This window comes from Streptomyces sp. NBC_01428 (genome assembly GCF_036231965.1).
In the GTDB taxonomy this organism is placed as follows: Bacteria; Actinomycetota; Actinomycetes; order Streptomycetales; family Streptomycetaceae; genus Streptomyces.
The window spans coordinates 8,257,665-8,275,755 of the sequence record NZ_CP109499.1 but is presented as its reverse complement, the minus strand read 5'-3'; the positions used below and the strand labels follow the sequence as shown (position 1 = coordinate 8,275,755).

The following is an 18,091-nucleotide window of genomic DNA, read 5'->3' as shown; positions in this document are numbered from 1 at the left end:
CGCCTGCCTGCCGATCCGGACCGACATGGATCTCGCGTGGGTGCGCCAGCACGTGCGTCAGGCGGCCGCAGAACTCGGTTTCGGACTCGTGGACCAGACCAAGCTCGTGACCGCCGCCAGTGAACTCGCCCGCAACACGCTGGTCCACGGCGGAGGCGGTCAGGTCGAGTCCACCGTCCTGCAGACCGGGGCGGCACGGGGACTGCGCCTGACCTTCGCCGACCAGGGGCCCGGCATCACCGACATCGAGCGCGCGCTCGGCGACGGTTACACCTCGGGCGGCGGCCTCGGCCTCGGTCTCGGCGGAGCGCGCCGGCTGGTGCACGAGTTCTCCATCGACAGCCGTCCGGGAGAGGGCACCGCGGTGACCGTTATCTGCTGGACCGCCGGTCCCCCACCGCCCCGCCGGGAGAGCCGATGACGCGTGTCTGGGACGTTCCCGTCCACGACTCCACCCGGGTCCGGGACGTCCGGGTGGCCGCCGAGGCGGCCGCCGAGCACACCGGGCTCAGCCGCGACCGTACGGCCGTCGCCGCGCTCGTCGCGACGGAACTGGCGACCAACCTGCTCAAGCACGGGGGCGGCGGGCAGATACTGATCGACATGGTGGACGCCGACCTCGCGCTGCCCGGAACGGGCCGCGGCCCGGCCCTCCAGATCGCCGCGATCGACCACGGGCCGGGCATCGCCGACCTCACCTCCGCCTCGCGCGACGGTTTCTCGACGACCGCCTCGCTCGGCGCGGGGCTCGGCACCTGCCGCCGTATCGCCGACCACTTCGAGGTGCACTCCGTGCCCGGGCAGGGCACCGTCGCCCTGGCGCGGGTGCACGCCGCGCGCAGGGACCGGGCGGGACACCGCGTCCCGGAGGCCGGCGCCGCGGTGCGGGCCGGCGGGATCAACATCCCGCTGGCCGCCGCCGACCACTCCGGCGACGCCTGGGCCTGCGTCCGCGCCGGCGACCACGTCACGCTGCTCCTCGCGGACGGGCTCGGCCACGGCGAGGCCGCCGCGAAGGCGTCCGGGGCGGCCGTGGAGCACCTGCACCTGTTCGCCCACCTGCCTCCGGCGGAACTGCTCGGGCAACTGCACACGGGGCTGCGCGACACCCGGGGAGCGGCGGTCGCGGTGGCGCGGCTCGACCTGGCCACCGGCCACCTCGACTTCGCGGGGATCGGCAACATCGGGGCCCGCCTGCTGACCGGGGACACCTGGCGGCCGCTGCTGTCCCACCCGGGCATCGTGGGCGCGCACCGGCCGGCGCGGCTGCCGCAGTGCCGGGTGCCGTGGACGTCCGACAGCCTCCTCGTCCTGCACAGCGACGGGCTGCCCAGCCGCTGGGCCCCGCCCGCCGTGGGTCCGCCGACCGCCTGGGACCCCGCGGTCACCGCCGCGGTGATCGTGCGGGACTCCAGCAGTGCCGCCCGTCCGGTGCGGGACGACACCACCGTGGCCGTGCTGACCCCGACCCCGCAGGATCGCCGCCCATGACCGACACCTGGAAGATCGCCACGGTCGACGACGCCGCGCGCGCCCGTATCGCCGCCGCACGGCTCGCGGCGGCGCACGGCGTGTCCACGGTGGAGCGCACCCGTCTGGTCACCGCCCTGAGCGCCCAGCTGCGGCAGTCCCTGGTCAAGGGCGGCAGCTGGGTCATGACCCTGCACGGCACGCCCCCCTCGGCGGACGGCGGTCCCGGCAGGATCACCGTCGCCCTCGCCGCTGTGGCCAACGGCTCGGCGGGCAAGCCGAGTTGGCAGGCGAGCGTCGCCGTGGAGGAGCCCGGGCGCGGCGAGAGCGCGGCGCGGGTGCCGCGGGACCGCAAGGCGTTCGCCGACGCCCTGCTCAGCGCGGACGAGGACACCTCACGGATCCTGGACAGGCTCAGCGAGCAGGAGCAACTGGTCTCCTTCCACCGGGAGGAGCTGCACCAGACCAACCAGGGTGTTCTCGCGCTGCACGCGGAACTCGACGCGGCCGGCCTGGTGCAGCGCGAGCTGTTCGCCGCCGAGCGCGCCGCCCGCACGGAGGCGGAGAGCGCCCGGCGCCGGCTGACGTTCCTCGCCGACGCCAGCGCGGCCCTGACGGCCTCGCTCAACCACGAGGAGATCCTCGACCGGCTGCCCCAGCTGCTCGTCCCCGGCTACGCCCGGAGCGTCGAGGTATGGCTGCTCGACGACGACGTCCGCAAGCGGTCCCCCCGCCCGGCCGCCGCCGTCGCCGCGGCCCGCACCGGCCGTCCGCAGTACGCCGCGGACCGTCCGGGCGGTCTGCCCGGGGTCGACGACCTGCCGCCCTCGGCGCTCCGCCCCGACCAGCCGCTGCTGTGCATCCCGCTGCCGACCCGGCACGCCCCGCTGGGGGTGCTGACGCTGACACCGCCCGAGGATCCGTGGGGGCCGGACGACGCCGTCATGCTCGTCGAACTCGCCCGCAGAGCCGGCACCGCGATCGACCACGCCCAGCGGTTCGAGCACAATCGCGACATCGCCGAGACCCTGCAGCGCGCGCTGCTCACCGACCTGCCCACGACACCGGGCCTCGGTCTGGCCGCCCGCTACCTGCCGGCCACCCACGGGCTGAACATCGGCGGCGACTGGTACGACGCCTTCAAGCAGCCGGACGGGGGCCTGGTCGCCGTCATGGGCGACGTGACGGGCCACGGACTGCGGGCCGCCGTCATGATGAGCCAGCTGCGCACCGCCCTGCGGGCGTACGCGGTGGACGGCGGCACGCCGGGTCAGCTCCTCACCCGGCTGCACGTGTTCCTGCACCATCTCCAGCCCGACCTGTACGCCACGGCCGTCATCGCCCGCTTCCACCCGGACGAGTCCACCGTCACCTGGGCCGCCGCGGGGCACCCGCCGCCCGTGCTGCGCACTCCCGGCGGGGGTGTGCGCGTCCTGGACGCCAAACCCGGCGCGATGCTCGGCATCCCGCTGCATCAGGAGATCCGCGACCACACGGCCGAGCTCCCGCCGGGTTCCACCCTCGCTCTCTACACCGACGGTCTGGTGGAGCGGCGGGCCGAAGGCATCGACCCGGGCATCCGACGGCTGGCGGAGGCGCTCGGCGCGCAGCGCGCGGCGGACCTGGACCGCGATCTGGAGGGCGCCGCCGACCGGATCCTGGACCCGATGCTCCGTGACTCGCAGCGGGACGACGACGTCTGTCTGCTCCTGTGCCACGTCGGTGACACCGGGGCGCACCCGGGTCCCGGGCGATCGACCGCCTGACGTCCCGCGCCCGCGACGGGGCACCGGGCGGGGACCCGGGGCGCGTTTTCGCGCTACGCGCCGGGCGGGAACTCGGCGGAGGACGTCCGGCGTGCCCCCTGGAAGGCCCGCAGTCCCTCCTCGAACGACCTCCGCTGGAGCGGGGTCATGCCCGCGAGGACGGCCGCGAGGATCTGGGCCCGCCGTTCGCCGATCTCCGTGAGGACCGTGCTGCCCAGCGGTGTGAGCAGCAGGTGCAGGGCACGCCGGTTGCCCGGATGCGGCACGCGGCGCAGCAGGCCCGCGGCCTCCAGCCGGTCGCAGAGGCGGCTGGCGGCGGGAAGCGCGATGCCCACGCGCTCGGCCAGGCCGGTGAGGGTGAGTTCGTGCCGCTGCCCCACGGCCCTGAGGGCTTTCAGCTGGTGCGCGGAGAGCCGGGGGACGACCGTCTGCCCGGCCGAGATCCACAGCTCCACCAGTTCCTCGACGGCGTCGGCCGTCCGTCCGGCGACCGCCTCGGGACGGTGGCCGGGCGCCGCCGCGCGGTTCAGGTCCCCGTCATCCACCACGGGTCATCACGTGCTCCCCGCGAACCCGGGCGCGGCCGGCGCACCGCACGGACGGTCGGCGATCTCGTCTGCACGTGATCGCTCGCCCCACGGATGGGGAGCTCTGCCGCCGGCGGGGCGAACTCGGTCGCGGGCGACGGTCGGCGCTGGATCGCGGATGATGCTCGTTCCTCGGAATCGTCAGAATTGCACGACGGCGTGCACGGTCTTGCCGTCCGGGCGGGAGAGAACGGTCAGCTCGGAGCAGAGGCGGCGCACGAGCGGCCAGCCGAAGCCGCCCTTTCCGCTGAGATCGAACCGGCGCTGACGCGGCGGCTCGGGGTCGTCGTCGGAGACGGAGATCCCGACGCCGTGGCCCATGTCCCGCAGGTCCACGCTGCAGTTCCGCCCGCGTGCGTGGCGCACCACGTTCGTCACCAGTTCCGAGACCACGAGGCTGACGGCCTCGGCGGCCTCGCGCGGCACCTGCCGGGGCAGGCTGCCGAGAAACGCCCGGGCCATCCCCCTGGCGTGCACGGCGGCCTCCGGGCTTCTCTCCAGGCTCGCACCGGACACGGAACAGACGTCGGAGGGCTGTTCTACGGTGGTCATCCATCAGCTCCCTTGACGTGCTTCCCGTCCGTACGCCGAGGACGCGGCGCCACTCCGTTTCGGACCGGGGTGTGGGGCGGGCTGTCCCCCTTATTCCCGAACCCCCCGATGCCATGTCACGGCTTCACGCACCTTCACAACGCGATCACAGGTAACAGGCCGGCGGGCTGCCGGGACAGCGCGTGCCGGACCGGACACGCGGGGGCCGCCGAGGAGTGGCGCGGCGTTTCGGGGGCACCTGTGATCGCGTCGCGAACGCCCAAGGGCGTCCCGCGACGTCGCTCCCGTGGCGGGCGAAGGGGCCGGGCGACCCCGAAGACCGACACGGTCGAGCGGGAGGGGTGGTGGCCCGTGCGGGCAGGTCCCGGACAGGGTCACCACTCCCCCACACCTCTTCACACCGCCCGGGGTGAGGAGGCGGTACACGGCACGGACAACAGGAGACGGTGGATGTCCCAGACCATCACGGCACGCGTCGAGGGGAACGGGCCGGTGGATCCGGCGGAGGCGGTGCGGCGCAAGCAGCGGCTCCGAAGACGACTGGAGCGGCTCATCGGCATCGCCGCGACCGAGGGGAACGAACTCCTGCCGCTGCGCAACGGCGACCGGATCTTCGCCGCGATGCTCGACGCGGTGCGGTCCGCGGAGCACACCATCGACATGATGACCTTCGTCTACTGGCGGGGGCAGATAGCCCGCGACTTCGCGGCCGCGCTCGCCGACCAGGCCCGCGCGGGGGTGCGCGTACGGCTGCTGCTCGACGGCTTCGGGGCGAAGCGGATCGAGGGGGAGCTGCTGGAGTCCATGACCTCCGCCGGTGTGCAGGTGGCGTGGTTCCGCAAGCCGCTGTGGCTCTCGCCGCTCAAGCAGAACCACCGCTGTCACCGCAAGGCGCTGGTCATCGACGAACACGTCGCGTTCACCGGAGGCGTGGGGATCGCCGAGGAGTGGTGCGGGGACGCGCGCGGACCGTCCGAGTGGCGGGACACGCACGTCCAGGTGCGAGGGCCGGCGGTGGACGGCATCGCCGCCGCGTTCGCGCAGAACTGGGCGGAGTGCCACGACGAGCTGTTCGACGACCGTGACCGGTTCACCGAGCAGGCCCAGCCGGGCACCGCGACCGTCCAGGTGGTGCGCGGGTCGGCCAGTTTCGGCTGGCAGGACATGCAGACCCTCATCCGCGTGGTGCTCGACTCCGCCGAGGAGCGGTTCCGGCTGTCCACGGCCTACTTCGCACCCGACGCGTACTTCGTGGACCTGTTGTGCGCGACCGCGCGCCGCGGGGTGCGGGTGGAGATCCTGCTGCCGGGTCCGCACACCGACCAGCGCGCCTGCCAGCTCGCCGGCCAGCACTACTACGACGCGCTGCTGGCCGCCGGTGTGGAGATCCGCCAGTACCAGCCGACGATGCTGCACACCAAGATCATGACCGTGGACGGGGTGGCGTCCCTGATCGGGTCCACCAACTTCAACCGCCGGTCGATGGAACACGACGAGGAGGTCATGCTCGCGGTGCTGGACGAGTCGTTCACCGCGGCCCTCGACGCTGACTTCGACGAGGACCGGGAGCAGGCCGTGACGATCGAGCCGGGCCGCTGGCGGCGCCGGTCCCCGCTCCAGCGGGCCAAGGAGCTGGCGGTCGCCCCCCTGCGCCGCTTCCTCTAGCCGCTCTCCGCCGATGGAGCCGCGCCGCCCCGGTCGGCGATCCGGAAGGGGTACGTACGGGACCGTCGCGGCCGTACGGCCCGGCAGTGCTGCCGGGCCGTACGGGTCAGGTGGGACGCTCGCCGGTCTCGCAGACCTTGCGGGCGATCTCGCGGAGCTTGATGTTGTGGTCCTGGGACGCCTTCTTCAGGACGTTGAAGGCGTTGTCCTCGCTGAGGCCGTGGCGTTCCATGAGGATGCCCATCGCCTCACCGATCTCGTGGCGGGTCTCCAGCGCGTGCGAGAGCTGCTGGTGCGTCCGGGCCGCGGACAGGGCCACCGCCGCGTGCGAGGCGAGTATCCAGCCGGCGCGCTGGGCCGTCTCGTCGAACATGTTCGGCCGGTGCGAGTACACGTTGAGGGCGCCGAGCTCGTCGTCCTCGGTGAACAGCAGGAAGCCCATCATGCTGCCCATGCCGAGCTTCCTCAGCTCGGGGGCGAAGCGGGACCACTTCTCGTGCGGCTGCCGCAGGTCCTCGATGGCGTACAGCTGCTGCCGCTCGGTGACCGCGTCGAAGCACGGCCCCTCCCGCAGGTCCTGCTGGATCCGGTCCGCCATGCGGACGACGTCGCTGGTCGCGGCCAGTGCGCTGACCTCGCCGCGCCGGACGGTGAGGATGCCCGCCTCGTCGCAGCCGTTGATCAGCACGCTCGCGTGCTCCACGATCCGGTCCAGGGTGCCCTTGACGGAGTCCTGTGCGAGCAGGTCGCGTGCCATGTCCGCCAAGGCGACGGCAAACTTCTCCCAGACGTCGCCGGACTCCTGCACCATGGGCCACCTGCTCATTCGTCGAATCGCAACCGCCGTTCACCCGGGGTTCCATCTTGCCACCCCGGCGCGCCCCCCGCGCCGGTCGGGTGCAAGAGGACGGGCCGCGTGCGGCTTTCCCGCGGGCCTGAGCGCCGCAGCCGGGGCCGGACTTTTTCGGCATCCACGGGATCTTTGCACGCCCGGCCCGTTTCACAGGGGCGATCACTGGTGACCCGAGAGAGGACCGAACACCGGAGAACGCATCCGCTACAGCCACAGGAGGCCCGCAATGGACAACTGGCGTGATTCCGCGGCTTGCCGCAGCGTCGACCCCGACCTGTTCTTCCCGATCGGCAACACCGGCCCCGCCGTGCTGCAGATCCAGGAGGCGAAGGCCGTGTGCGAGGGCTGCCCGGTCCGCGAGGCGTGCCTGGACTGGGCGCTGGAGTCGGGCCAGAGCGTGGGTGTCTGGGGCGGTACGAGCGAGACCGAGCGGCGTTCGCTGGCTCGCCGCCGGGCACGCCGCCGTACGCAGGACGCCTCGGCCTAGCCGGAACAGCGGGGAGAGACCGGGTCCTCGGAACAGGACCGGGTACGGATCCAGGTGGCCCGGTCGCGACAGAGCGCAAGACGTACCGCCGACGAGATCCGAACGAAGGGCGCGATGGAAATCGATCCGAGCGGGAACAAGAAGCCGTCATACGAGGAGTTCGGGACGCTCACCACCGCGTTCGGCGGCGAGCTGCGCAACGTGACCGACGCGCGGCTGGCCGCGGACGGCTATCTGCGCGCCCTGGCCCGGACGGCGCCACCCTCGGCGGAGGAGCACTGGGACGACATCCTGCTGGTGGTCACCGAGCTGGCCGCCAACACGATCCAGTACGCTCCCGGCCCCTTCGAGCTGCTCATGCGCCCCACCTTCGACGGTGTGCACGTGACCGTGCGCGACGGCAGCACCACCCGGCCCGCCCCCCGCCGCTTCCGCCCCTCGGAGGGTGGGGGCGGCATCGGGTGGCATCTCGTCAACGCCCTGTGCGACCAGGTCAGTGTGATCGTGCGGCCCGACGGCAAGGACATCCACGCCTTCCTGCCCTGGTGAGAAAGGCCGTGGAGGGAACCGTCGACGGACTCGGAGGTGTCCTTTCCCTCGAACAGGGCACACGGGTCCGGTGAAGGAACCGGTCCCCCCACACGATCAAGGTGACGCATTGAGCACGGAACACGAGCCGTCCGGACAGGAGCACGCGGCCTGGGAGCGGGTCCGCGACGCCGCCACGGGGATGAACCACCACCAGGCGAAGGCGGCCTGCGAAGAGGCCGAACGGGCGGCCGAGGACGGTACGGCCGACGAGCGGCAGTCGCTCGCGGCGCGGGCGGAACTGGACGAGTGGGAGCGGATCACCGACACGCTCTCCGACCACGCCGGGTCGTACGACCCCGCCACGGACCCCTTCGTCCAGGGGCAGCTCACCGCCCGGGCCAACCGCGCGCAGGCAGCCGCGCGACGCCGCTGAACCAGCTCCGCCCGCGTTGTCAGTGCGCTGCGGAACAATGCCGAGCAGCGAGAACGTCACCGCCCCGGGCGATGCGTGATCCGACCCGTCCGTCGAAAGGCCGCATCTTCATGACGCTCACCCCGCACCCCCGTACCGCGCCGCGAGGCCCGATCGGAGGATGGTGACCATGCTGCGGCCGCTCCCCCGGACCCGTACCCCGCTCAGCGCCGGCGGGGCCGAGGTGCTGCGTCTGATAACCGAGCGGCGGTTCGCGGTCCGCCTCACCGTGCACGCGAACGGCCGTCGCCGGTACGGCTACTGGATGCCCCTCGATCCCCGCACGGGACGCGGCGGCTGCTACGTCGCCCTGCCCACCGGCGAGTGCGACGCGCTGCACGCGGCGGGCCGGATCGTGCTGGGGGACGCGCTGGTCGACCCCGCCAAGACCACCTACCAGGTCCAGGCGGCGGCCCGCCCCTCGGCCACGGTCACGAGCGCGCCGCGGAGGTCCTCCGCGTCCTCCCACGCCCTGACGGCCTGAGCCGTCGACACCGCGGCCCTCCTTGCGACGGCCTGTCCTTCCGACGGCCCGTCGTTCCGGGGCCCACCCGAGTTCAGACCCTCACAGCGGACGGTGCGAGCGGCACCACTGCGGTGATCCGCTTGCCTCCCGCCCGCAGCGGCGCGACGGCCACGTCGCTGGCGAGCCTGCAGACGATCATCCAGCCGTGCCCGCCCACCCGCAGCCGTCCCGTGTCGTCGAACCGCCCGGCCGACGCGGGGCGTCGATCGCTGCGGTCGCTCACCGACAGCCGCACCTCCCGCTCGGTCGGCGTCACCTCGAACCCGGTGACACCGCCGCCGTGCAGCATCGCGTTGCTGACCAGTTCCGAGGCGACGAGCAGCGCGTCACCGACGGCGTCCTCGTCGGCCCACGAGGGATCCCCGGACCGCGCCGCGAGGGCGCGCCGGACCGCCTGCCGCGCGTCGGCCGGGCTCTCGGGCCCCGTCGAGGTCATGTGCCGCGCCACAGCCACCGTGTCGGTGGACGACCTCTGGTACTCCCCGCACATTCTTCGCTCCACCTCTCCTGCCGGAAATACTCAGGGCCCGTCGCGCAATACACACGACGGGCCCTGTCGAATTGGCCGTCATCAGTGCCGAAATGCGTCCTTGGCCTTTTCCTTGGCCTGCCGGGCGTCGCCCTTGGACTGTTCGATCCTGCCCTCGGCGGTCATGCGTTCATTGCCGACCGCACGTCCGACGGTCTCCTTGGCCTTGCCCTTCGCCTTTTCGATCCTGGCGCGGGTCCTGTCGCTCTCGGCCATGGCAGTTCACGTCCTCACTGCTCGACAATGCGATTCATTACTACGGCTGACCGTGAATCGATGACCCAAACCCGGAGACCTCCGCATTCCGCGGACTTCGCCCGGCCGGGGGACCGACGCCCTCCCTGGGCGCGGGCCGTGCTCCTTCTTCGGACACCGCGGGAATCACGTCGCTGACCGACTCCACGGCCAAGTGGCACGCAATCGACGCTTCCCGCCCGCACCATGGCCACTTACCCTCCAGTAATATCGCGCGACAGGCCCCCTGAGGAGGAACCGTGCCACGGTCCGAACGCTCACCCTTGTTGCTCGCAGGCCTCTTGGCCTCCGCGGGCGTCGCCCACTTCGCCGTGCCCCGGCAGTTCGACGCCACCGTCCCGCGCGTTCTGCCAGGAGCGGCGCGGACCTGGACGCGGGTGAGCGGAGTGGTCGAGTTCGCCCTCGCGGCCGGGGTGGCGCTGCCGCGCACCCGCCGGGTCGCGGCCCTGGCCACCGCCGCCTTCTTCGTCGGGGTCTTTCCCGCGAACGTGCAGATGGCCGTGGACTGGCGGAACCGTCCGGCGCCGCTCAAGGCGGCCGCCCTCGCGCGGCTCCCGCTCCAGGTGCCGCTGGTGATGTGGGCGCGTGGCGTCGCGCGCGCCGGGGAGGGACGGTCATGACGACACGGGTGAACGTGGGCGACACCGTCGAGGACTTCACGCTGCCGGACGAGACCGGCACGAACCGGAGCCTGTCCGAACTGCTGGGCGAGGGCCCCGTGGTGCTGTTCTTCTACCCCGCCGCCCTCACCAGCGGCTGCACCGCCGAGGCCTGCCACTTCCGGGACCTGGCCACGGAGTTCACCGGCGCGGGCGCCAGGCCGGTCGGCATCAGCGGCGACGCGGTGGACCGGCAGAAGGAGTTCACCGACCGTCACACGCTCGGCTTCCCGCTGCTGTCGGACGTCGACGGCACCGTACGGGAGCGGTTCGGGGTGAAGCGCGGTTTCTCGCTGGCCCCGACGAAGCGGGTCACCTTCGTCATCGCGCAGGACCGCACCGTCCTGGAGGTGGTCCGCAGCGAACTGCGCATGAGCGCCCACGCCGACCGCGCTCTCGCGGCTCTGCGCGACCACAAGGGCTGAGCCCCGGCCCACGGCGCGGGTCGGCGAACTGCCGGTCCAGGTTTGGCGTGTCGTGACGTGTGAACGGACCCCGCCCCTATGCGGATGGAGGGTGGGGCCCGTTCACTGTGCCTCATTCTGGACACCCGGCACGCTCCGCCACCAGGGAGTGCGACGCGTCGGCTGCGCGACACGGCGCACACCCCGTGTGTGCGGCGCGCCTCCCGTGTGCGGCGGCCGCCTTCCGTTCGAGGCGCCCTGTCGGGTGCCCGGGCCACCGGTCATGCTGGACCCGACACGGACAGGACGATCAACGGAGCCACCATGACGGACCAGGTCACACGTCTCGAAGTGAAGCCGGCGGCGGGACACATCGGCGCCGAGATCACGGGAGTCGACCTGGCGGAGGAGTTGCCGGACGAGGTGGTCGCCGCGATCCGGGCGGCCGTGCTGCGCTGGAAGGTGGTGTTCTTCCGCGGCCAGCGGCTCGACCACACCACTCAGGTCGCGTTCGCCCGGCGCTTCGGCGAGCCGGTCCGCCTGCGTTCCCGTGGCAGCGCCTCCCCGAAGGACTTCCCCGAGGTCGAGACGACGGCCGACCGCCTCGAACTGGGCGGGCGGTACGGCATGGACCACGAGGAATGGCTGCGGCGCCGCCGCCACTCGCTGCTGCGCGGCTGGCACTGCGACCACGGCGCCCGGGTCGACCCGCCGGCCGCGACGATCCTGCGGGCCGAGACCGTACCGCCGTACGGCGGTGACACGACCTGGTCGAATCTGGCCGCCGCGTACGCGGGTCTGTCCGCCCCCGTCCGTGCCTTCGTGGACGGGTTGCGCGCCGAGCACCGGCTGGGCGTCGGATACCAGACGCGCCCCGGCGAGGACGCGTACGCGCGTCATCTGCTCGACCGGCAGGTCGCCACCGAGCATCCGCTGGTACGGGTGCACCCCGAGACGGGTGAGCGGGTCCTGTTCGTGAACGGCTACTACGTCGAGCAGATCCTGGACGTGTCCCGGCCGGAGAGCCGGGCGATCCTGGACATGCTGCTGGAGCAGGCCGTCCGGCCCGAGTACACGGTGCGCTTCCGGTGGGAGCCGGGAAGTGTGGCCTTCTGGGACAACCGGGCGACCATCCATCTGGCGCCGAGCGACACCGCCCACGTCGACCACCCCCGGGTCATGCACCGGGTGATGCTGGCCGGTGACGTCCCGGAGGGGGTCGATGGGAAGCCGTCGGTGCCGATCACCGGCAGCGAGCCCGGGCGCTGGTGAGCCCGGGCCGGCCGGCGACGGCGGAGCGTCAGAAGACGCCCTGTCCGGGGACCAGGACTCCGCGCGGGTCGTAGGTGTGGCGGGCGGTGGCGAGCCGGCGCCATTCGGGTCCGAAGTGCTCGCGCCAGTCCGCGGTGCCGAAGGGGACGGAACCGACCGGGTAGTGGGTGCCGCCGGCCGCGTGGACCGTCTCGTACGCGGCGCGGTTGGCGGCGAGGAGCCGGTCGACGGTCGTGGTGTCGTCGGGCGGGGTGGTGCGCAGGACGGCCAGCAGATAGGGCACCGGGTCGTCGGGCGTGCGCAGCAGCGAGGTGTGCAGGTTCTTCCGCAGCACCGGGTACAGCAGGACGACACCGGGTCCGAGGTCCGCCGGGGTGAGGTCCTCCAGCAGGGACGCGGTAAGCGTGGCGGCCGAGCGGCCCGGCAGCCACAGGTTCAGCCAGGGGTGGGCGAACGCCCAGAGGCCGGCCTCCTTGAGGGCGGCGACGCTCGCCGCGAGCCGGTCGAGGAAGTCGTAGTAGGGGAGGTCGCTCGTCTGGACCCCGGCCGGGTCGTGGCGCAGTCCGCGCAGCAGCACCGTGTCGTCGGGGGCGGGTCCGACGGGCGGGCCGTAGGCGACGGCTTCGATGAGGTAGCCGTTGAAGGCGCCGTCGGCGTCGGGGGTCACCTGGCCCTCGACGTAGTCGAACCGGCCCTCCTGGACCAACAGCCGCTGGTCGTCGAGGAAGGTGCGCAGGTCCGTGTACGGGAGCAGGTAGTGGCGTACGGCCCGGGGCGCGGGCACCAGGCGCAGCGTGGCGCCGACGATGATCGCGCACTGGCCGAGTCCGCCGAGCACGGCGAGGAACAGGTCCCGGCGTTCGGTCGGTGAGCAGCGGACGAGGTCTCCGGCGCCGGTGACGACCTGGAGCTCGCGCACGTTGTCGACCTGGGCGCCCTGCTGGTGGGTCTGGCCGCCGACGCCGCCGACCGACAGCGTTCCGCCGACGGAGAGTTCGAGGTAGTCGGTGAAGGTGGGCGGGGTCAGCCCGTGGGCCAGCGTGGCCTTGACGACGTCGCTCCACTTGGCGCCCGCGCCGACGGTCACGGCCTTGCTGCCGCGCCCGACCGGACCGATGTCCGCGAGCGGGCTCGTCTCGATGACCAGACCGCCGTCGACCTGGGCCTGCCCCTGCGTGGCGTGCCCCTGGCCGCGCGGGGCGACGGACAGCTTGTGCTGGTTGCAGAAACGGACCATCGCGACGATGTCCTGGACCGAACCCGGCCGGAGCACCGCGAGCGGGCGCCGGTGGACGATGTGGCCGAAGTCGTCGGAGGCGGAGGCGAGGGACGCGTCGTCGGTGCGCACGCTCCCGTCGAGCCGGGGCAGGCGGGCGAGCGGGCGGCCGGTGTCGGTGGCCGCCCAGCTCCGGGTGAAGGGATCGAACCCGATGACGGCGGCGCCGGCGGCGAGGCCGTGCAGTGCGGTACGTCGCGAGGGTTTCCGGGGCATGCGCTCCTCCTGGGGCGGCCGCGTCTGACGATCAACTTGCGCAGAGTGTAGGGGACTTGGGCGACTCAGGAGCCTGTTGTTTCGATCGAGGTCCTTGGGGTGCCGAGTACGGCGAGGTGCGTGAGGTGCGTGGGGTACGCGCGTACCGGGCGGGGAACGACGCGGCCGCCGCCCCGGGAGGGACGGCGGCCGCTGTCAGGCGGTGGGCCCGCGGATCACGTCCGACGCGCCGATCACGACCGTCCCCGTCGAAGCGGGAGTCGCGGTCGTCCCCGCAACGCTCGGAGGGCCGTGACACGGCGGTGGCCGCCGTGGCGGAACGCGGACTTCAGGTCAGGAGGACGAACCGCCCTCCGTGCCGTCCTCCTTCTCCGGGCGGGAGAAGCCCGGGAGTTCGAGCCGGCCGCTCGACTGCTCGGCGCCCTGGCCGTTCTGGCCGCTCAGGTTCTGGCGGACCGAGTCGAGGATCGTCAGGCCCTGCGCCACCAGGCCGGCCGCTATCTCGCCGAGGCCGTCGGCGCCGTTGAGGACGTTGACGTTCGCTCCGGCGAGACCGCCCGCCGCCTCCTTCACGATGAGGGGGAGCTGGTCGATCAGCATCCGGTCGAGCGCGACCCGGTCGTGCGAGGCGGCCGCCTCGGCCTGGATCTTCATGCGCTCGGCGTCGGCGATGGCGAGCACCTTGATGCGCTCGGCCTCGGCCTCGGCCGGCCGGACGATCTCGGCGACCAGCTGCTGCTGGCGCAACTGGGCGGCGCGCTCGGCGAGTTCGGTCTGCGCCGCGAGCACCTCCTGCTGGGCGTGGGCCTGGGCGAGCGGGCCGGCCTGAGCGGCCTGCGCCTGCGCCCGGTCCACCTCCGCCGAGTACTCGGCCTGCACGATCGCGGTCTGCCGGGCGTACTCGGCCTGGTTGCGCGCCGCGACCTGCTGGGCCTCGACGGAGGCCTGCGTGGCCTGCGCCTGGGCGATCTGGGCCTGGCGCTGGATGGCGGCCTTGTGGGGCGCCGACATCGCGTCGATGTAGCCGGTGTCACCGTCGTCGATCGACTGGATCTGGAGCGAGTCGACGATCAGGCCGATCTTCGCCATCTCCAGCTTCGAGGTGTCCAGGACCTCGGCGGCGAGCTTCTGCCGCTCGGTGACGATCTCCTCGACCGTCATCGAGCCGATGATGGACCGCAGATGCCCCGCGAAGATGCGGCCCGTCAGGATCGACATCTGGTCCTGGTCGGACAGGAACCGCTGCCCGGCGTTGATGATGCTCTCGGTGTCGTTGCCGACCTTGAACGCGATCACGGCACGGACGTGCAGCGAGATGCCCTGCCTGGTCACACAGGTCTCGGTGACCTCGGACTCGCACATCGACAGCGTCAGGAAGCGGGTCTTGCGGAAGACCGGCAGCACGAACTTGCCGTGCCCCGTCACCACGCGGAACGGCGCGCCCCCCAGTCCCCGCCTGCCACCCGAGATCAACATCGCCTCATCGGGAGCGGGAACGCGATAACCGAACATACTTCTCCTCCTCAGCCTGCGCCGACGGCGTCGCCGTCGAGCGCGTCCAGCGGATCCGTCCACCGGATGACGTCGACCTCACGGCATCCTCGGGACTCGATCACGAGCACGGTCGCCCCGATCGGAAGGGGCTCCCGAGACCAGGCGAGGAAGGTCTCGGATCCGCCTCTCACTCGCACCAGGATCTCGCCGGGACCGGCGGATCCACGTGTGCCGATGAGCAGTTCCCCCGTGCAGCCGATCACGGCTTCGTCCTGCACCACAGCCGGCCACCCCCCCATCACTCTGAATCTGCCTCTGACGATAGACCTACCCCGTTCGGGCGCGTACGCCCCCCTTCGCCCCCGGAGGAGGCCCGAGGGGGTACGCGCCCGCTCCGTCACCGAAGTGTGGGCTCAACTCCTGGTGAAGCGGTAGGTCTTGCTGTCGGTCAGAACACAGAAGCCCGGTGACACGACGATCACGCGCAGGGTGGCGGTCCGCCGGTCGTAGTCGATGCCCTCGGCCTCGAAGGTGCCCGAGCAGGAGCTGCGCAGCGGCAGTTGGCGCAGCGCGGTGACATGGCCCGTCACGTCCGCGGTGCCGTTCGGCTCGGCGGTCAGGTCGATCTGGAGGAGCGGTTTGGTGATGCCGAAGAGGGTGCCGGCCGGGTCGTCGGACGAGCACAGCAGCCGGGTGGACGTGACGAAGTCGCAGCCCTGTACGTCCCGTACGCCGTGGTCGAGGTGGACGGTGGAGGCCTGCGGGAGGTTCGCCCCGGGCGAGGTGGCCGGGTTGACCCCGGGGGTGGGGAACACCAGCAGCCGGTCCATCGTGCCGTACTCGCCGGAGACCATCCACGATCCGCCCGGCGTGACGGCGACGAACGAGTTGTTCGGCGCCTCGCCCGCGCCGAGCGCGTGCACGTACTCCGACCAGGCGCCGCCCGGTGCCTGCACCCGGAACATCTTGGAAGTGCCGGAGTCGCTCTGGTAGGGCTCGATGTAATGCCCGTCGGAGGAGGTGTCGGGGTCGCCGACGTGGTTCCAGCCGCGGCTGCTCACCCCGACGGGGATCGTGCCGATGCCGGTGTAGCGGTTGGGGCTGTTCGCGGGCACCTCGACGGAGGCGAGACCCTGGCTCTCGGTCAGCGGGTCGGCGCGGTCCGATCCCACCTCGTTCCAGGTGTCGGCGGCCGTCGCGGGCGCGCCGGTGACGACGGAGAGGACGGCGGCCGTGGCGAGTGTGACGAGACCGGCCAGGACCGGGTGACAACGTTGCCGTGCGGTCGTGCGCATCAGGTCTGCTCCTCGGTGGGGGGTGACTGGTCGGCGCACAGTCTGACCCCGCCGGGATAGGCATGTACAGACCAAGGTGATGGACGTCGGGCAACGACTGACCGCACGGGAGGAGTTCACCGGGAACGACGAGGAGCCGACGGGAGACACCCGCCGGCTCCTGCCGTGCGCCGGGCAGGGACGGACCCTGCCCGGCGGACCGCGATCGTCAGTCGTTCTCGCAGTAGTTGCCGAGCGCCGGGTTCAGCAGCCCCACCACGTTCACCGTGTTGCCACAGACGTTGAGGTCGAGGTCCACGGGGATCTGGACGACATTGCCGGACAGGACGCCGGGGCTGTTCGCCGCGACACCGACCGCGTCGGGACCGGGGTCGGCGGCGGCGGTCCCGGCGGTGGCCAGCAGGGCGGCACTGGCGAGTCCGGCGGCTGCCATCAGACGAATACGCATTCCAAGCTCCTTCGGTGTGGGGGTGCGAGCTCCTCCACCATCACCTCCGGAAGCGGCGAGGGACATCGCAGTTCGGCCGAACGGGGGGCAGCTCCGTCACGGCCGCCCGCGGGCCGGGAGGGCCACGGGCGCGTCGCGCGGGGTGTACGGAATGCCCGTAGCGTGAGAGACAGATCAGGCGGAACAGGGAGAGACCATGTCAACGAGCCAGCCCGACGCGTCCGTACCCCCCGAGGACCGGGCGACCCCCGACGCGCTGCTGCACACCGGGACCGAGGGGCCCGTGACGGCCGAGGATCTGGTGCTCGCCGCCGGCCGCGACGTCACGCCCGAGAACCTCGCCTGGGCGGAGCGCAAGCTCGAGAAGGAGGGTCCGGCGGCGCTCGACAAGCTGCTGCCCTAGGCACCCGTCCGGCGGCGCCGCCGGTGTGCGCGTGACGGCTCGGCCGGCTCCCCTGCGAGGGAGCCGGCCGAGCCGCTGCCCGTCGGGCCGACGGGTCAGGAGGCGGGGCACTCCTTCCAGGCGAGGTGGTAGACGGTGCTGATGTCACCGTCCGTCGAGTCCATGGTCATGAAACTGCTGCTGCCGGGCGTCGAGGTGCCCGCGTTGACACGCAGTTCCGTGTTGATGTTGAAGTTGCGCTGAACTCCGCAGGGGGCCCAGACCAGTTGGGACCACTCCGTGGTGTCCGTGGTCTGCCAGTTGTCGTCGTAGGGGCCACGGAAGGGGTGGGTGATGGCGGCCGTGCTGGAGGACCCCTGGAAGTAGTACGAGGCCTTCTCCGTACTGGCGGCGCCGCGCTGCAGCGAGGCGAACCCGCGGTAGTCGGCGCTGGCGACGGCGTAGGTGAAGCCCTGGGGGACGTGGACGATCAGGTTGAGCTGACAGTTCCTGCGGAACGCGGTCGGGTCGGCGTTGCCCCCGACCTGGGCGAGGTACTCGCTGTAGGTCACCGTGAAAGCGGTGTTGTCGGGAGAGACAGCGACGGCGGCGGTGCCCTGGGGGCAGCCCGAGCCGTTCACCGTGGCGACCTTGATGACGATCTTGTCCGGGGGCGGGTCGACGATCCCGGAGGACGGGTCCGACAGGGGGAGCGCCGCGGCGAACAGGGCGGCGATCGCGCCACCCAGAAAAAGCCCACCAGCCATGGTGTTCCAATCCGTTGCGTCGGTGTTCCGGCGGCGGCACGGAGGTGCGCCGCGGTGAAAGGGGGGTGCGGTCCCCCGTACGTAGGGGGGACCGTCGCGGACCGTTGCGCTGGACACGTCCGGCTCCTTTGAGCATGCACATGACATGACGGCATGCGCAGCCCGCCCCCGATTGTGAAGGAGCC

Annotated in this window: 23 protein-coding genes; 12 read left to right on the top strand and 11 right to left on the bottom strand. The window is 72.2% G+C overall.

Annotated elements, in window-relative coordinates; genetic code table 11:
* Positions 1-25: 25 nt before the first annotated feature.
* From OG406_RS36100 to OG406_RS36090, 3 genes are read left to right on the top strand one after another with little or no spacing between them, the layout of a single operon-like run.
* Entirely contained in the window at positions 26-421 is a 396-nt protein-coding gene (locus tag OG406_RS36100) for an anti-sigma regulatory factor (protein WP_329191090.1), read from the top strand.
* Positions 418-1,491 (top strand): ATP-binding SpoIIE family protein phosphatase, encoded by a 1,074-nt coding sequence (locus OG406_RS36095; RefSeq protein WP_329189896.1) that lies wholly within the window; start codon positions 418-420, stop codon positions 1,489-1,491. Before OG406_RS36100 ends, OG406_RS36095 begins: the two co-directional genes overlap by 4 nt.
* Positions 1,488-3,236, top strand: coding sequence for a PP2C family protein-serine/threonine phosphatase (locus tag OG406_RS36090; protein WP_329189894.1), 1,749 nt, complete (start codon positions 1,488-1,490; stop codon positions 3,234-3,236). Before OG406_RS36095 ends, OG406_RS36090 begins: the two co-directional genes overlap by 4 nt.
* Positions 3,237-3,289: 53 nt before the next feature.
* Here OG406_RS36090 and OG406_RS36085 read toward each other — a convergent pair whose 3' ends face one another.
* Together OG406_RS36085 and OG406_RS36080 are read right to left on the bottom strand one after the other, a co-directional pair.
* A complete protein-coding gene (locus OG406_RS36085) occupies positions 3,290-3,784 on the bottom strand; it encodes a MarR family winged helix-turn-helix transcriptional regulator (RefSeq protein WP_267051745.1) in 495 nt (164 codons plus the stop codon).
* A gap of 180 nt (positions 3,785-3,964) precedes the next feature.
* On the bottom strand, positions 3,965-4,375 hold the full coding sequence (locus OG406_RS36080) for an ATP-binding protein (RefSeq protein WP_081222657.1): 411 nt from the start codon (positions 4,373-4,375) through the stop codon (positions 3,965-3,967).
* A 450-nt stretch (positions 4,376-4,825) separates the two neighbouring features.
* Between OG406_RS36080 and OG406_RS36075 the strand changes: the two genes are divergently transcribed.
* Positions 4,826-6,040 (top strand): phospholipase D-like domain-containing protein, encoded by a 1,215-nt coding sequence (locus OG406_RS36075; RefSeq protein ID WP_329189892.1) that lies wholly within the window; start codon positions 4,826-4,828, stop codon positions 6,038-6,040.
* A gap of 106 nt (positions 6,041-6,146) precedes the next feature.
* Here the strand turns inward: OG406_RS36075 and OG406_RS36070 are convergent, their stop codons facing one another.
* Positions 6,147-6,866, bottom strand: coding sequence for a GAF and ANTAR domain-containing protein (locus OG406_RS36070; protein WP_267051743.1), 720 nt, complete (start codon positions 6,864-6,866; stop codon positions 6,147-6,149).
* Positions 6,867-7,119: 253 nt separating this feature from the next.
* Between OG406_RS36070 and OG406_RS36065 the strand changes: the two genes are divergently transcribed.
* The 4 genes from OG406_RS36065 (at position 7,120) to OG406_RS36050 (ending at position 8,867) form a co-directional block, all read left to right on the top strand.
* Complete coding sequence (locus OG406_RS36065) at positions 7,120-7,380, top strand: WhiB family transcriptional regulator (RefSeq protein ID WP_081222660.1); 261 nt, start codon at positions 7,120-7,122, stop codon at positions 7,378-7,380.
* Between the two features lie 114 nt (positions 7,381-7,494).
* The gene (locus OG406_RS36060) at positions 7,495-7,929 is read left to right on the top strand and encodes an ATP-binding protein (RefSeq protein WP_081222661.1); all 435 of its coding nucleotides are present in this window, start codon (positions 7,495-7,497) and stop codon (positions 7,927-7,929) included.
* A gap of 109 nt (positions 7,930-8,038) precedes the next feature.
* On the top strand, positions 8,039-8,344 hold the full coding sequence (locus OG406_RS36055; RefSeq protein ID WP_266610606.1) for a hypothetical protein: 306 nt from the start codon (positions 8,039-8,041) through the stop codon (positions 8,342-8,344).
* A gap of 169 nt (positions 8,345-8,513) precedes the next feature.
* Positions 8,514-8,867 carry a hypothetical protein gene (locus OG406_RS36050; protein WP_266610608.1) on the top strand — a complete coding sequence of 118 codons (354 nt, stop codon included), beginning with the start codon at positions 8,514-8,516 and terminating at the stop codon, positions 8,865-8,867.
* A gap of 73 nt (positions 8,868-8,940) precedes the next feature.
* Here the strand turns inward: OG406_RS36050 and OG406_RS36045 are convergent, their stop codons facing one another.
* A complete protein-coding gene (locus OG406_RS36045; protein WP_327411149.1) occupies positions 8,941-9,345 on the bottom strand; it encodes an ATP-binding protein in 405 nt (134 codons plus the stop codon).
* Between the two features lie 135 nt (positions 9,346-9,480).
* Complete coding sequence (locus OG406_RS36040) at positions 9,481-9,654, bottom strand: CsbD family protein (RefSeq protein WP_327410583.1); 174 nt, start codon at positions 9,652-9,654, stop codon at positions 9,481-9,483.
* 278 nt (positions 9,655-9,932) lie between these two features.
* Here OG406_RS36040 and OG406_RS36035 point away from each other — a divergent pair, with 278 nt between their 5' ends.
* The 3 genes from OG406_RS36035 to OG406_RS36025 all read left to right on the top strand — a co-directional run bounded on the left by OG406_RS36035 (position 9,933) and on the right by OG406_RS36025 (position 12,028).
* Positions 9,933-10,313: a DoxX family protein gene (locus OG406_RS36035; RefSeq protein ID WP_164370202.1), complete on the top strand. Its 381-nt coding sequence runs from the start codon at positions 9,933-9,935 to the stop codon at positions 10,311-10,313.
* Positions 10,310-10,777, top strand: coding sequence for a peroxiredoxin (locus OG406_RS36030; RefSeq protein ID WP_081222666.1), 468 nt, complete (start codon positions 10,310-10,312; stop codon positions 10,775-10,777). Before OG406_RS36035 ends, OG406_RS36030 begins: the two co-directional genes overlap by 4 nt.
* Before the next feature lie 303 nt (positions 10,778-11,080).
* Positions 11,081-12,028 (top strand): TauD/TfdA dioxygenase family protein, encoded by a 948-nt coding sequence (locus tag OG406_RS36025; RefSeq protein WP_329189885.1) that lies wholly within the window; start codon positions 11,081-11,083, stop codon positions 12,026-12,028.
* A gap of 28 nt (positions 12,029-12,056) precedes the next feature.
* Here the strand turns inward: OG406_RS36025 and OG406_RS36020 are convergent, their stop codons facing one another.
* The 5 genes from OG406_RS36020 to OG406_RS36000 all read right to left on the bottom strand — a co-directional run bounded on the left by OG406_RS36020 (position 12,057) and on the right by OG406_RS36000 (position 16,757).
* Positions 12,057-13,520 (bottom strand): FAD-binding protein, encoded by a 1,464-nt coding sequence (locus OG406_RS36020; protein WP_329189883.1) that lies wholly within the window; start codon positions 13,518-13,520, stop codon positions 12,057-12,059.
* A gap of 333 nt (positions 13,521-13,853) precedes the next feature.
* A complete protein-coding gene (locus OG406_RS36015) occupies positions 13,854-15,032 on the bottom strand; it encodes an SPFH domain-containing protein (RefSeq protein ID WP_329189881.1) in 1,179 nt (392 codons plus the stop codon).
* 11 nt (positions 15,033-15,043) lie between these two features.
* A complete protein-coding gene (locus OG406_RS36010) occupies positions 15,044-15,295 on the bottom strand; it encodes a hypothetical protein (protein ID WP_081222671.1) in 252 nt (83 codons plus the stop codon).
* A gap of 132 nt (positions 15,296-15,427) precedes the next feature.
* Entirely contained in the window at positions 15,428-16,309 is an 882-nt protein-coding gene (locus OG406_RS36005; protein ID WP_266610619.1) for a hypothetical protein, read from the bottom strand.
* A 208-nt stretch (positions 16,310-16,517) separates the two neighbouring features.
* Positions 16,518-16,757, bottom strand: coding sequence for a chaplin (locus tag OG406_RS36000; protein ID WP_081222673.1), 240 nt, complete (start codon positions 16,755-16,757; stop codon positions 16,518-16,520).
* Positions 16,758-16,953: 196 nt separating this feature from the next.
* Between OG406_RS36000 and OG406_RS35995 the strand changes: the two genes are divergently transcribed.
* The gene (locus OG406_RS35995; protein WP_164370207.1) at positions 16,954-17,160 is read left to right on the top strand and encodes a hypothetical protein; all 207 of its coding nucleotides are present in this window, start codon (positions 16,954-16,956) and stop codon (positions 17,158-17,160) included.
* Between the two features lie 95 nt (positions 17,161-17,255).
* Here the strand turns inward: OG406_RS35995 and OG406_RS35990 are convergent, their stop codons facing one another.
* The gene (locus OG406_RS35990) at positions 17,256-17,906 is read right to left on the bottom strand and encodes a DUF4360 domain-containing protein (RefSeq protein WP_266610622.1); all 651 of its coding nucleotides are present in this window, start codon (positions 17,904-17,906) and stop codon (positions 17,256-17,258) included.
* Between the last annotated feature and the right edge of the window lie 185 nt (positions 17,907-18,091).